The organism is Accumulibacter sp., assembly GCF_036625275.1.
Classification (GTDB): domain Bacteria; phylum Pseudomonadota; class Gammaproteobacteria; order Burkholderiales; family Rhodocyclaceae; genus Accumulibacter.
Window position 1 is genome coordinate 41,609 of sequence record NZ_JAZKUD010000011.1, and the last position, 13,819, is coordinate 55,427.

Annotated in this window: 12 protein-coding genes and 2 pseudogenes; 10 read left to right on the forward strand and 4 right to left on the reverse strand. The window is 61.3% G+C overall.

All coding sequences use genetic code 11. The features are described from left to right. Window positions 1–113: 113 nt before the first annotated feature. Window positions 114–1,139, forward strand: coding sequence for a bifunctional nicotinamide-nucleotide adenylyltransferase/Nudix hydroxylase (locus V5B39_RS06860; RefSeq protein ID WP_332342175.1), 1,026 nt, complete (start codon window positions 114–116; stop codon window positions 1,137–1,139). 319 nt (window positions 1,140–1,458) lie between these two features. Here V5B39_RS06860 and V5B39_RS06865 read toward each other — a convergent pair whose 3' ends face one another. Together V5B39_RS06865 and argH are read right to left on the reverse strand one after the other, a co-directional pair. Continuing rightward, complete coding sequence (locus V5B39_RS06865; RefSeq protein ID WP_332342176.1) at window positions 1,459–2,745, reverse strand: serine/threonine-protein kinase; 1,287 nt, start codon at window positions 2,743–2,745, stop codon at window positions 1,459–1,461. A gap of 190 nt (window positions 2,746–2,935) precedes the next feature. Then, entirely contained in the window at window positions 2,936–4,321 is a 1,386-nt protein-coding gene (argH, locus tag V5B39_RS06870) for an argininosuccinate lyase (RefSeq protein ID WP_332342177.1), read from the reverse strand. Window positions 4,322–4,382: 61 nt separating this feature from the next. Here argH and V5B39_RS06875 point away from each other — a divergent pair, with 61 nt between their 5' ends. Further along, window positions 4,383–5,417, forward strand: coding sequence for a sensor histidine kinase (locus V5B39_RS06875; RefSeq protein ID WP_332342178.1), 1,035 nt, complete (start codon window positions 4,383–4,385; stop codon window positions 5,415–5,417). Further along, entirely contained in the window at window positions 5,414–6,199 is a 786-nt protein-coding gene (locus V5B39_RS06880; RefSeq protein ID WP_332342179.1) for a LytR/AlgR family response regulator transcription factor, read from the forward strand. The genes V5B39_RS06875 and V5B39_RS06880 overlap by 4 nt, the downstream gene beginning before the upstream one ends. 38 nt (window positions 6,200–6,237) lie before the next feature. Here V5B39_RS06880 and cobA read toward each other — a convergent pair. Continuing rightward, window positions 6,238–7,038, reverse strand: a pseudogene (gene cobA, locus V5B39_RS06885) (uroporphyrinogen-III C-methyltransferase); the annotation flags it as partial. Between the two features lie 12 nt (window positions 7,039–7,050). Next, window positions 7,051–7,383: a hypothetical protein gene (locus tag V5B39_RS06890; RefSeq protein ID WP_332342180.1), complete on the reverse strand. Its 333-nt coding sequence runs from the start codon at window positions 7,381–7,383 to the stop codon at window positions 7,051–7,053. 209 nt (window positions 7,384–7,592) lie between these two features. On the opposite strand from V5B39_RS06890, the gene V5B39_RS06895 reads away from it, so the two are divergent. From V5B39_RS06895 to V5B39_RS06925, 7 genes and pseudogenes are all read left to right on the forward strand, one after another. Continuing rightward, entirely contained in the window at window positions 7,593–8,429 is an 837-nt protein-coding gene (locus tag V5B39_RS06895; RefSeq protein ID WP_332342181.1) for a hypothetical protein, read from the forward strand. Window positions 8,430–8,501: 72 nt separating this feature from the next. Beyond that, the gene (locus V5B39_RS06900) at window positions 8,502–10,979 is read left to right on the forward strand and encodes an arylsulfatase (RefSeq protein ID WP_434735662.1); all 2,478 of its coding nucleotides are present in this window, start codon (window positions 8,502–8,504) and stop codon (window positions 10,977–10,979) included. A gap of 82 nt (window positions 10,980–11,061) precedes the next feature. Further along, window positions 11,062–11,499: a hypothetical protein gene (locus V5B39_RS06905; protein ID WP_332342182.1), complete on the forward strand. Its 438-nt coding sequence runs from the start codon at window positions 11,062–11,064 to the stop codon at window positions 11,497–11,499. 49 nt (window positions 11,500–11,548) lie between these two features. Next, window positions 11,549–11,833 carry a hypothetical protein gene (locus V5B39_RS06910; protein WP_332342183.1) on the forward strand — a complete coding sequence of 95 codons (285 nt, stop codon included), beginning with the start codon at window positions 11,549–11,551 and terminating at the stop codon, window positions 11,831–11,833. A 50-nt stretch (window positions 11,834–11,883) separates the two neighbouring features. Then, window positions 11,884–12,765 (forward strand): DUF2092 domain-containing protein, encoded by an 882-nt coding sequence (locus tag V5B39_RS06915; protein ID WP_332342184.1) that lies wholly within the window; start codon window positions 11,884–11,886, stop codon window positions 12,763–12,765. An 11-nt stretch (window positions 12,766–12,776) separates the two neighbouring features. Further along, entirely contained in the window at window positions 12,777–13,400 is a 624-nt protein-coding gene (locus V5B39_RS06920) for a hypothetical protein (RefSeq protein ID WP_332342185.1), read from the forward strand. A gap of 4 nt (window positions 13,401–13,404) precedes the next feature. Beyond that, window positions 13,405–13,633 (forward strand): annotated as a pseudogene (locus V5B39_RS06925) (peroxiredoxin); the annotation flags it as partial. Window positions 13,634–13,819: the final 186 nt, after the last annotated feature.

Here is a 13,819-nt window from a genome sequence, read left to right on the forward strand (position 1 = left end):
CCCCATCTCGCTCCCCGACTCCTCTCCCGCGAGGGGAGAGGGGAGATTCGTGAGTCGCTGACGCGACTTGCACATTAACGACCACTGACCATGACTGACCAGGAGCCCATCCGATGACCACCGACCGATTCGACATCGCCGTACTGATTGGCCGTTTCCAGCCCTTCCACCATGCGCATGCGGCCTTGCTCGCCAGGACCCTGGAAAGCGCCGAACAGGTGATCGTTCTGCTCGGATCGGCGCACGCGGCGCGCAATGCGAAGAACCCGTTCACCTGGGAGGAGCGCGCCGCCATGATCGGCAGCACGCTCGACGACGCGACGCGCGCGCGTGTCCGTTTTCTGCCGATTCGCGATTATTACGACGATCGGCGCTGGGGCGAGGCGGTCGTCGCCGCGGTGCAGGAACACAGCGCCCCCGGTGCGCGGATCGCCCTCGTCGGCTACCTCAAGGACGCCTCCAGCCACTACCTGCAACGTTTTCCGCGCTGGCAGTTCGTCGCCGCGCCGCAATTCGACGAGATCGACGCGACCAGCATCCGCCAGATCTACTTCGAGAGCGAAGACTGGCCGGCGACGCAGGCGCTGCTCGGCGGGCTGCTGCCGGCGACGATCGTGCACTATCTGAAGGGCTGGACCCGTCTGCCGCATTACCGCTCACTGCGCGGCGAGCATCTGGCGCTCGAGGAGAACCGGCGGGTCTGGGGAAGTGGTCCTTTCGTGACCGTGGACGCGGTCGTCACCGCGTCCACGCATGTCCTGCTCGTCGAACGTGGGCATCCGCCGGGAAAAGGCTTGTGGGCGGTACCCGGCGGTTTCCTCGAGGCGCGTGAGCGCGTCCTGCAGGGCGCGATTCGCGAGCTGCGCGAAGAAACCGGCCTTGGCCTGCTCGATTCCACGCTTGAAGTGGCCTTGCAAGGCGTCGCCGTTTTCGATCATCCCGACCGCAGTCTGCGCGGGCGAACGATCACGCATGCGCACTGGTTCGATCTCGGCGACTGCCGCTTGCCCGAGGTCTGCGGCGCCGACGACGCCGCGCAAGCCAGGTGGGTGCCGATCACAGAACTCCCGGCCCTGGAAAGTCACTTTTTCGAAGACCATTTCAACCTGCTCGACCATTTCCTGTCCCTGCATCCCTGAGTCCGGCGCGATGGCATTCAACCGCACTCACCTGTCCGCAATGCGGCGCTGCCCGGACCCGACATTCCGCACTCCCCATGCCGAATTGGCCCATATCCCATTTAGCGTGAAAGTCGCGCCAGCGACTCACGAATCTCCCCTCCCCCCTCGCGGGGGAGGGGTCGGGGGAGAGGGAAACGGTCATGACTTTCAGGATCGGGGGTGCCTGGAGAAGTCATGACCGTTAACCAAAAATGGGAAATCCCCGGGGCTCTGCCGGGGGAGCGGATCAGTCACACCCGTCGGCGGGTGCCGCAGCATGGCCGGGGAGGGTTCCCTTTCAGAAGGACACCAGACGAACGTTCGCCGACGTCAGACGCTCGCTAAGGACAGCGAGAAAAGACTGGTAGAAATGCATTCGACAGGCAGCAGAAGAGTTCTGCAAAGCGCTTTCGGTAATCCTCACCAGTTTGCTATCGGTCAGGGCGATGATATCCGCGCCACGTACCGAGTTCGCCTTGCCGATCACGGCCATTTCGCCGAAGCACTCTCCAGTGGTCAGCAGATCAAGGATCATGCCGTTCTTGAGGACTTTCAGTTCACCTGCGGCGAGGAAATAGAAACAATCGCCGGCGTTGCCGTCCTGAATGATCACTTCACCGGGTGGAACGCGGCTCCATTGAGAAAAATGCACGATTTCCCAGAGCTCGACATCGGAGAAATCGGCGAAGAAGGCGAACGCACGCAAGGTGTCGAACTTTTCGACATCGACCATCTGCTCGGCTGGCATGTTCGACCTTGGGCCGCGGCAAGTCTGCGCGAGATCGTGCGCAAACTCTGCCCAATTCGGGTAACGGTTTTCGAGTTTCTTGCTCATCGCACGCGCGACGATGGCGTCGAGCGATGCCGGAATGTCAGCGCGTAGCGTCGAAGGCCGGCGAGGTTCCGAGTGGATGATCTGGTAGATCAGGTCGTAACTGTTGCGAGCCTGAAAAGGCAGTTGCCCGGTCAGCAACTGATACATGACCACGCCGAGAGAGTAGATGTCGGCCTGGTGATCGAGCGGATGATCTTTCACCTGTTGCGGCGACATGTAGGCGGGTGACCCCATGCCGAGAATCAGGGTACGGTCGGGCGAGCCGATGATTGCCGCGCCAAAATCCGAGATCTTGATCTCGCCTACATTCGGGTCGAAGCCCGCGACGAGAATATTGGCAGGCTTGATGTCACGATGAATGATGCCGGCCCGGAACGCAAAATCGAGCGCTCGCGTACATTTGAAAATGATCTCGACGACACGTGCGTATGACAGCAGCCGGTTGGCTGTGCAAGCCGCCTCCAGCGTGCTGCCTGCTACATATTCCATAACGATGTAGCAGAGATGGTCGTCGACCACCGCGTCGTAAGTCTGGACGATGTGCGGGTGTGACAGTTTGCCGATCAGTGCGGCTTCATTGAGAAAGATGTGTGTGTATAGCCTGCCCCGTTTGGAGTCTCTCAGAATATCCGGAAAGGCGATCTTGACCGCGACCTCGCGTTTGCTGAAAGGGTCGTTGCCGAGGTAGACGGTGGAAGTTGCGCCCCGGCCGATTTCCCGGACAAGTTCGTATTTGCCGATCTTCTCCATGCCTGCCGTGTCGGGGGGACTTAATGTGAAAGTCGCGTCAGCGACTCATGACGGGGGGTGAGAGGGGGAATTCGCGGAGCCTGCTCCGCGCCCATCGAACGATTCCGGCGTGCCAGCCGGAATGTGCCCTGCAAGGGAGGGAAACGGTCATCACTTTCATGATCGGAGGTGCCTGGAAAAGTCATGACCGTTAGCCGCAACGCGCACGCGCGATCGCCGCCAGAACCTGTTCCGGCGCCGTGCCGCCTACATGGCGGCGTGCCGCCAGCGAGCCCTCGATGGTCAGTACGGCAAAGACATCGTCACCAATCAGCGGGGATAAGCGCTGCAGTTCTCCGAGCGAAAGCTGCGCGAGGTCGACGCCGAGTTCCTCTGCGCGGCGAACGGCCAGGCCGACGGCTGCGTGAGCATCGCGGAAAGGCAGTCCCTTGCGGGTCAGGTAGTCAGCCAGGTCGGTGGCGGTGGCAAATCCCTGGCGCAAGGCGTCACGCATATTTTCCGGGTGGGTGGTGATCCCGGGAATCATCTCGATGAAGATGCGCAGGGTATCGATGAGCGTGTCAACGGTGTCGAAAAGCGGTTCCTTGTCTTCCTGGTTGTCCTTGTTGTAGGCCAGAGGCTGGCCCTTCATCAATGTCAGCAAGGCGGTCAGGTGACCATAGATGCGGCCGGTCTTGCCGCGCGCCAACTCGGGTACGTCGGGATTCCGCTTCTGGGGCATGATCGAGCTGCCGGTGCAGAATCGATCGGCGAGCCGGATGAAGCCGAAACGGGGATTCATCCACAGGATCAGTTCTTCGGACAGACGCGAGAGGTGCATCATCAGTAATGCGCCGGCGGCACAGAATTCAATCGCAAAGTCGCGGTCGGAAACGGCATCGAGCGAGTTTTCGCAAACCCCGTCGAAACCCAGCAAATCGGCGACGAACGGTCGGTCAATCGGATAGGGGGTGCCAGCCAGGGCAGCCGCACCGAGTGGCAAACGGTTGGTCCGTCGGCGACAGTCGGCCAGGCGTTCGGCGTCGCGTCGCACCATTTCGAAATAGGCCAGCAGATGATGGCCAAAGGTAATCGGCTGCGCGACCTGCAAGTGGGTGAAGCCAGGCAGTGCCGTGGCCGCTTCCTTTTCAGCAAGATCGAGCAGCCTGCTCTGGAATTCGCCGAGCAGCCTGGCGATATCATCGATTGCATCACGAAGATAGAGACGAATGTCGGTGGCAACCTGATCATTGCGTGAGCGGCCGGTATGCAGACGCTTGCCGGCATCACCGACGAGCGTGGTCAGACGTTTCTCGATGTTCAGGTGCAGGTCTTCGAGGTCGAGCGACCAAACGAAGCTGCCGGCCTCGATTTCTCGCACGACCTGCGCCATCCCGCGCTCGATGTCGGCCAGATCGTCGGTACTGATGATGTTTTGTCGGGCCAGCATCGTGGCGTGTGCCAGCGAGGCACGGATGTCTTGACGCCACATTCGCTGGTCGAAATCGACCGATGCCGTGTAGCGCTTGACCAGGTCGGACATCGGCTCGGAGAAGCGGCCGGCCCATGTATAGAGTGAAGAATCGGATTGGCTCATAAGGTACCGGTTCCTAGGCTAAAATCACTCGTAGAACCTTGTACAGGCGCCACTTCGAGTAATGGCAAGTATAAAGCAAAACCTGGCTGGTCATCTGTTGCCGGACTTCCGCAATGCTGGAGTCATACTGCGCATCCTGCTCGGGGTCAACCTGCTGGCATTGCTCGCAGCCCTGGTGCAGAGCGAGGGGATCAGCGACAGCGTGCAACGTTACAGTGAGATGGCCATTTGGGTGCAACCCTTGCTGCTGATCAACCTGACCCTTCTGGCGCTGTTCGGGAACCTGTTGCGGCGCCTCCCCATTGGGATCGGACAGGCGCTGGTGGTGCTTCTGGCCGCCGCTTCCGCGATCCTTCTGACCGATCTCTGGCGTTTTCTGACTTTCGATGAAGGGGGCTGGTCGCACCTGCTGAAAGCCGGTCTGCTCGGTGGGGCAGCGGCGGCGTTGATGCTGTCCTACCTGGCCTTGCGCGCCAGCGCATTGTCGCCGGCGCTTGCCGAGGCCCGCCTGCAATCGCTGACCGCACGCATCCGACCGCATTTCCTGTTCAATAGTCTCAATGCCATCATCTCGTTGATTCGTCTTGATCCGAGGCGTGCCGAGACGGCCCTTGAAGAGTTGGCCGAACTCTTTCGGGCGCTCATGCGAGACCATCGGGAGCTGATCCCGTTGGCCGACGAGATGGCCTTGTGTCGGCAGTATCTCGACCTTGAAAAGTTGCGTCTTGGAGAACGTCTGAATGTCGAATGGGAGGTGACTGATGTGGTCGCCGATCTCAAGGTGCCGCCGCTGATGGTGCAACCATTGCTGGAGAATGCCGTCTATCACGGTATCGAACCCTCCGGAGAGAGCGGCACGATCCGTATTCGAGTGCTGCGACGTGGCGATCAATTGCATATCGATCTCATCAACCCCTGTGATGGCGACACCGAGCATCCACACGGCAACCACATGGCGCTTGATAACATTCGCGAGCGGCTGGCACTGTACTACGATCTGGAAGCCCGCATCGAGACCGGCGAGGTGCTCCTTGCTGGCGGTCGGCGCGAGTATCGGGTGCACATCGTTCTCCCTTGTCGCGGGCACTCGCCATGATTCCCGCCGTTTGTCCCGGCCCGCTTGCGGTGATGATTGTCGATGATGAAGCGCCCGCGCGTACGCGCTTGCGTGATCTGCTGGCTGATCTTGCACCGGCGCTGCCCAATGAACTCGTTGCCGAAGCAGAAAATGGCTTGCGTGCCCTGGCGGCGATCGCCAGCCGAAGGGTGGACGTTGCCCTGATCGACATTCAGATGCCCAGGATGGACGGCATCGCGCTCGCCTGTCGTCTGTCGGAACTTGCACGGCCACCGGCGGTGATCTTTGTGACGGCCTTTGAAGCGTACGCGGTGCAAGCCTTCGAACTCAACGTCGTGGATTATCTGTTGAAACCAGTACGGGCAAAGCGTTTGCTCGCCGCGTTGCAGAAGGTTCGACCACACCCACTGCCGCGTCTGCCGGTAGCGCTGGCCTCGCTGCAGCAAACGGCCCGCAGCCACCTCTCCTGTCACGAACGGGGTCGTCTGTTGCTGATTCCAGTCGCCGAGGTCATTTACCTCAAAGCTGACCTGAAGTACGTCATCGCGCGCACCCGTGATCGGGAATACCTGCTCGACGAGTCACTGACCCATCTCGAACAGGAGTTTGGCGAGCAGTTCATTCGCCTGCATCGCAGCGTCCTGGTCGCCAGGGAGACGATTATCGGTTTCGAAAAGAGCCACTCCGACGATGCCGAGACGCAGTGGCAGGCCATGCTGCGCGATATTCCCGAACGGCTGCCGATCAGCCGCCGACAGTGGCCTCTGGTCAAATCGTTCGCCCATCATTTGATTCCCTGAGTGTCCGATCAGGTGCAATCCATCGATCCATCATCGATTCATTGTGCCGGCTTGAACCAGTCCAGTTTCTGCTGCAGACGCACCACGGTTCCCACAATGATCAGTGCCGGAGACGTGATGCCGGCGGCTGCGACCTTCGCCGGCAGGGTCGCCAGATCGCCAGTCAGCACGCGTTGCCGACGCGTCGTGCCGTTCTGAACGACCGCCGCAGGGTGATTCTCGGGCAATCCATGGGCGATCATCTGCTGGCAGATTTCGGCGAGGCCACCGACGCCCATGTAGAAGACGACCGTCAGCCGCGGACGCGCCAGCGATGACCAATCGAGATTGATCGTGCCGTCCTTGAGATGGCCGGTTGCGAAAGCTACCGCGTGGGCGTGATCGCGATGCGTCAACGGGATGCCGGCGTAAGCGGCGCAGCCGGCGGCGGCAGTCACTCCCGGCACCACCTCGAAAGCAATTCCCGCGTCGACCAGCGTTTCGATTTCCTCGCCGCCACGCCCGAAAATGAAGGGGTCTCCCCCTTTGAGGCGGACCACCTGCTTGCCCGCGCGCGCCAGGCGCACCAGCAACTGGTTGAGTTCATGCTGTGGCACACTGTGTCGTGAACGTTCCTTGCCGGCATAGATTTTTTCTGCGTCAGGACGCGCCAGTTCAAGGACGCCATCGGCAATCAGATGGTCGTAGACAATGGCATCCGCCTGGCCGATCAGCCGCGCAGCACGCAGCGTCAACAGGTCGAGGTCGCCGGGACCGCTGCCGACGATGTATACGGTTCCGCTGGGCGTTGACGAAGGAGTCTGGGTCATTTCGGTGTTTCCAATCACTACCATTAATCGAGGAGTCCACTATCAGTCGGGCGGCAAGGCCGGGTCAGGGCGAACGGCGTCCGGCGAGAGCACCGGCGGCGGCTTCGTTGCCTCTGGCGAAAGTGCCTGCTCACGCGGCACGGCATCCGGCGAGAGCACCGGATCGGCTGCGGTCTCTTGCGGGGAGAGCGCACGCTCGGGAGGCACCGCGTCCGGCGAGAGTACGGGTCCGGGAGGGGTCTCCTCGGGCGATGATGCAGGGCCGGGACGAACCGCGCCGTCACTCGTGTAAGATTGCGCATGCGCGGCTGACGGACTGAGCAAGGCGAGCGTGCTGCTCAGCATCGCAATCGACAGGCGTTGACGGTTCGGCATGATGGTTTCCTCCCTGGGGTGGCCCGGCAATTGGGTAAGCCTGGGGACTGCTCCCCAGGCGAATGTAGCGCGTGCCCGGCAAGCGGTCAATGAGCGGTGGTCAGCGCTGCTCGAGGCCAGCCCGCGTTGGACTATCGCTTGGTGGCGGCCATGCCTTGGGGTAGATTGCCGGTCAGTAGAAATTTGTGTTTCTCATCGGGAGGGTGAACATGGCATCAGCAAAGGGTTTCAGAAAATGTATCGTCTGTGCCTTGGGCGCACTCAGTCTGGTGGCGGTCACACCAGGCAGCGCCGTGGAGAATCAGCCCCGGATGGACCTCTTCGACGGGCAGTGGCACTTCAGTGTCACGCCCTATGCGTGGCTGCCGACGATCTATAACACGACGACGCTCAACCCGTTCGGGATCAGCAATGGCGTGACCAGCAAGCTGCACAGCACTCCCGACACTTACCTGCACAACCTCTCCTTCGCCTTTTTCCTTGCCGGCGAAGCACGCAAAGGCGACTGGTCGTTGTTTGCCGACTACCTCTACATGAAGTTCGACCACCAGAAATCGGGGCTGAAGCCCATCGACCGACCGGGAGCAGCGGGTACCTTACCCTTTGACTCCTCATCGGGTATCCAGTCCAATGTCCTGACGCTCGCTGGCAGCTACAGTGTCTGGCGTAAAGGCGCGTCGCATCTGGATGTATTCGCCGGCACCCGTTACCTCAACCTGGTGACGACGCTGGATTACAGCTTGTTCCTTTTTCCGGGTCATCTGAATGCCTCGGTCTCCGTCAACAAGTGGGATGGGATTGTCGGCGTCAAGGGCAGGATTGGCCTCAGTGAAGATGGCCGGTGGTTCATGCCCTACTATCTGGATGCTGGTGTCGGTTCGCAAAACACGACCTGGCAGGCGCTGGTCGGTACCGGCTACCGCTACGGCTGGGGTGACGTGACAGTGATCCTGCGCAACCTCAGCTACAACTTTGACGGCAAGGGTCATGGCGGCCTGGACGCGCGCTTCACCGGGCTGGGAGTGGGTGCGACCTTCTTTTTTTAACTCCTGAAGATGTTCAACAACGCAAGGAATATGAAAATGAAAACAGGGATACATCGATGGGCCTTGCTTGCCATGGCTGTATTAGCCATGGCGATTGCCGGTCCTGGCCTTGCCCAGCAAGTTGCCGGTGTGCTCGGCTCACCGAGCGCGACGGCTTCGATCAGCGGCAAGCAGCTGCCCGCGCCCGACCCGAAATTTGCTGGCGTGATCCAGGACGACGCCCTGCAATCCAAACCTTGGTGGGCGCCGCGCATCGTGCCGCCGAAGGGCGCACCGAACGTGCTGCTGATCATCACCGACGACGCCGGCTTCGGTGTTCCGAGCACCTTTGGCGGCGTCATCCCGACGCCGGCGATGGACCGCATCGCCAACGAAGGACTGCGCTACAACCGCATGTTCTCGACGGCGTTGTGCTCGCCAACGCGCGCCGCGCTGATCACCGGGCGCAACCACCACTCGGCCGGCTTCGGCGTGATCTCCGAGCAGTCGACCGGCTACCCTGGCTACAACAGCATCATTGGCAAGGACAAGGCGACGATCGGCCGCATCCTGCTCGACAACGGCTACGCTACCTCGTGGTTCGGCAAGAACCACAACACGCCGGCGTTCGTCGCCAGCCAGGTCGGGCCATTCGACCGATGGCCCAGCGGCATGGGCTTCGAGTATTTCTACGGTTTCGTCGGCGGCGACGCCAACCAGTGGCAGCCGAACCTGTTCCGCAACACGACGCAGATCTATCCGTTCGAGGGCAAACCGGGCTGGAACCTCGTCACCGGGATGGCCGACGATGCCATCGAATACATGACGCGCGTACACCAGATCCAGCCGGACAAGCCGATCTTCATCAAGTACGCCCCCGGCGCCACACACGCGCCGCACCACCCGACCCAAGAATGGGTAGAAAAGATCAGGGCGATGCATCTCTTCGACGACGGCTACGAGAAGCTGCGCGAGCGCATCTTCGAGAACCAGAAGCGGCTCGGGGTGATCCCCCAGGACACCAGGCTCGGGCCTTGGCCGTCGCAAGTCCTCAAGCCATGGGATCAGTTGAGCGCCGACGAGAAGAAGCTGTTCATCCGCCAGGTCGAGGTCTTCGCAGCCTATGCCGCCTACAGCGACCATGAGATCGGCCGCGTGATCCAGACCTTCCAGGATCTTGGTAAGCTCGACAACACGCTGATCATTTACATCAACGGCGATAACGGCACCAGCGCCGAGGGCGGGCCGCTGGGGACGCCGAACGAGGTCGCGTTCTTCAACGGCCTGAACCAGTTGCCCGTGGATGTGCAGATGAAGTTCTACGATGTCTGGGGCACCGAACAGACCTACAATCACATGTCGGCCGGCTGGTCGTGGGCCTTCGACACGCCATTCTCATGGTTCAAGCAGAACGCCTCGCAACTCGGTGGCGTCAACCAGAACATGGTCGTGTCGTGGCCGGCACGCATCAAGGACAAGGGCGGCCTGCGCGAGCAGTTCGTGCACGTCATCGACGTCGTACCGACGATCCTCGAGGCGGCGGGCATTCGTGCGCCGGAGATGGTCGACGGCATCAGGCAGGCGCCGATCGAGGGCACCAGCTTCGCCTACACGTTCGACGCGACCAGTGCCAAGGCGCCGACGCGCCACAAGACCCAGTATTTCGAGATGTTCGGCCAGTGGGCGTTGTACCACGACGGCTGGTTCCTCAGTACCAAGGTGAATCGCGCACCATGGGAAGCCTTCGGCCCGGGAAATCCCGACCCGCTGAACAACCAGGTGCTCGAACTCTTCAACCTGAACAGCGACTTCAGCCAGACCACCGACCTGGCTGCGAAGAACCCGCAGAAGGTCAAGGAGATGAGGCAGAGGTTCATCGCCGAGGCGAAGAAGCACCAGGTCTTTCCGATGGATGCTTCGGTGGCGGCGCGCATCGTCGCGCCACGGCCGAACATCACTGCCGGGCGCAGCGAGTTTGTCTACACGCGACCGATGGTCGGCCTGCCGCAAGGGGATTCGCCGCTACTGCTGAACACCTCCTACACCGTCACCGCGGACATCGAGGTGCCGGCTGCTGGAGCCGAGGGCATGATTCTGACCTCCGGTGGGCGTTTCGGTGGCTACGGCTTCTACCTACTCCAGGGCAAGCCGGTGTGGCTATGGAACATGGTCAATCTCGAGCGCCTGAAGTGGGAAGGCGCCGAGGCGCTACCACCCGGCAAGCACACGCTCGAGTTCGACTTCAAGTACGACGGTCTGGGTGCCGGCACGCTGGCCTTCAACAGCTTCAGCGGCGTCGGTCGGCCCGGTACCGGTACGCTGAAGGTGGACGGCAAGGTCGTCGCCACCAGAGCGATGCCCAAGACACTGCCGATGATCCTGCAGTGGGACGAGAGCTTCGACATCGGTTCCGATACCCTGACCGGCGTGAACGACGCGGACTACAAGCCACCGTTCACTCTGACCGCGAAGCTCAACAAGCTGACGATCAAGGTCGACCGGCCGCAGTTGTCGCCCGAGGACATCAAGAAACTCGCTGCGGCGATGCGCAACAACAAGATGAGCGAGTAGCCGGAACGAAGCAGCCGGCGTCCGAAGTGCCGGCCGCATTGCAAATTCACTGGCCAATCATTTTTGTAAAGGTCGGCAGGCCATGAAGGTCTCGATCGTACGTACCCTGGCCGGCCTCGCGCTGGCCATGGGCGTATTGGCTGAACCGGTTGCCGCACAGGGTACGGCACCGCAAGTCAAGGCTGAGGCGCCGCACTCACCATCCGAGCCCGCTTTCGGTGCCCTGCCGGGGCGCTGGGTACGGCCCGACGGCGGCTATGTCATTACGATCAAAAGTGTTGATGCCCGCGGTAAACTCGACGCCGCCTACGCGAACCCGAACCCGTTGCCGTTCTCGAGGGCCGAGGCCGTACGCAACGGCAACACCATCAGGCTCTTTTTTGAATTGCGCGCCGGTGGCTACAACGGATCCACCTACACGCTCAGCCATGACCCGACGAATGACATCCTCAAGGGGGTCTACTATCAGGCGGTCATGCAGCAGAAGTTCGATGTCTATTTCACGCGCGCCAAGCAATAGGGCAAGCAGAGATGGCATTCTTGTTACACTAACCCATGAGGAGTGAATCATGAACAAGCGTTTCTGGCGGTTTGCCATCCTGCCGGCGGTTTTCGTCGCCGGCATCAGCTTTGCGCAATTCCCGATCCTCGACATGGTTGCCGACAAGGTGATCCAGAGATACCAGACGGCGACCTGCGAGCAGTTGTGGATGAAGAAAGACCAGCCGAAGTCGGCAGAGGAGCAGCGCGTCATCGGCCTGTTGCGCAGTGATCCGGCGATGCGCACCGAGTTTCTGAATCGGGTGGCGGCGCCAATTGCCAACAAGATGTTCGAATGCGGGATGATCCCGTAAAAGCCGTGTTTCGCAGGCATTCTTTTGTATTTTCAAGAAGGAGACGATCAATGATTCATCACCCGTTTACCCGGCGTGTGGCGCTGCTTGCTACCGGCCTGCTCGTGGCTGGCAGCTTGCAGGCGCAGCAGCCACCGGGCAAGCCCAAAGCAGCGAAGCCGGCCAGGACCTCGGGCACGATCGTGGTGCCCAAGCCGATCCTCGAGGCGAAGGCCATCGATCTGCTGAAGGCGATGGGCGAGCGCCTCGCAGCCGCACGTTCGATGGCGTTCACTGCCGCGGTCACCTACGAGGCCCCGAGTCGTCTCGGCCCCGCACTCGCCTATACGACCATCTCCGAAGTGCTCATGCAGCGACCCGACAAACTGCGGGTGATTACTCTCGGCGATGGCCCGGCGTCCGAGTTCTACTACGACGGCAAGACGATGACCGCCTATTCACCAGCCGAGAATCTGATCGCCGTCGCTGCCGCTCCGCCGACCATCGATGCGGCACTCAAGGCTGCATTCGAGAGTGCCGCGATCTACTTTCCGTTTGCCGACGCGGTTCTCGCCGACCCCTACAGGAACATTGCCGAGGGACTGACCAACGCCTTTTACATCGGCCAGTCGAAAGTCGTCGGCGGCACGGTTACCGACATGCTGGCGTATGTCAATGACGCAGTCTTCGTACAGATCTGGATCGGCGCTGATGACAAGCTGCCACGCATGCTGCGCGCCGTCTATCGTGACGATCCGTTGCGCCTGCGTCATCAGATGGAGCTTGCCAACTGGAAGCTTGATCCGGTCGTACCGACAGATGCCTTCGCCACGACGAAGGCGGCTACGGCGGTGGCCATGACCTTCGCTCATCCGGATGCGAAAGCTGCGGTTGGTCTGCAACCGCCCGCGGAACGCAAGCCGACCAAAGTGCAATCCACCAAGTCGCAGTAAGGAGTCAACTCATGAACAGGATCGTTTTTACCCTTGCAGGGGTGATCAGCACCATGCTTTTGCCCGGACAGGCCGCAGCCTGGGGTAGTGCCAACCGCTTTGGCGGCAGTACCGAGCACGTCGCAGGAGTCGGTACCGAGCATACCAATGCCTGGGGCGGCAGTTCGGCGCACGCTTATGGTGGTGGCTTCGAGCATACCAACATGTACGGTGGCAGCACGGCCGGCCGGTACGGGGAGGGGGCTTACCACACCACGCCCGATGGCGCGACTGCCTATCGCCCACCCGCTCCGTATTATCCGTACCACCCACCTGTCGTCGTTCCCACCTACACCGCGGCGGGCTGCTACGGCTGTGCAGCAGCGGCCGGCGCGGTTGTCGGTGCCGCTGCCGGTGCAGCGATCACCTCGGCGAATACTGCTGCCGCCACCAGCAGTGCCTACTCTTCAGGCTACGCCGCCGGCAGCGCCAACACTGCCGCAGCCTACGCGATGGGGGGGAACTACGCAGCATTGCCTGCCGGCACGGTAGCGGTCCAGAAGTACGGCACCACCTATTATCTGCTCGGGAACACCTGGTTCCAGCCGGTCTACGGTGCCAACGGTGTTTATTACCGCGTCGTGCCAACCCCTTGACAACATGAACTTCCTGCACTTGCCCGAGAATCTCCCGGTTCCCGTGGATGACGGCGCTGCGGCGCATCTGGAAGGCCTGCATCTCCTGGGCCCTCCCGAGCACCGGTGGCTCGACGATTGCCTTGAATAGCCTGCACGGCCGCTGGGTCATCTACAACATCTACCCGATGACCGGCCATCCCGGGCTTCCCTTACCCGATGGATGGGACGGAATTCCCGGTGCGCGCGGTTGCATGCACTGAAAAGGAGCCATCGCCTGGGCGCCGCATCCACATAAGATGACCAGAAAATCGACACCCAAGGGCAAGCCCGGCCGGATGCCGACGAACCCTGTGGATACGCCGCCGCAGCGTCGGCGCTTGATTGCTGCCGGCGTGCTTCTCCCCGTGCTGATTGTTGGTGCGATACCGTTCCTTAGC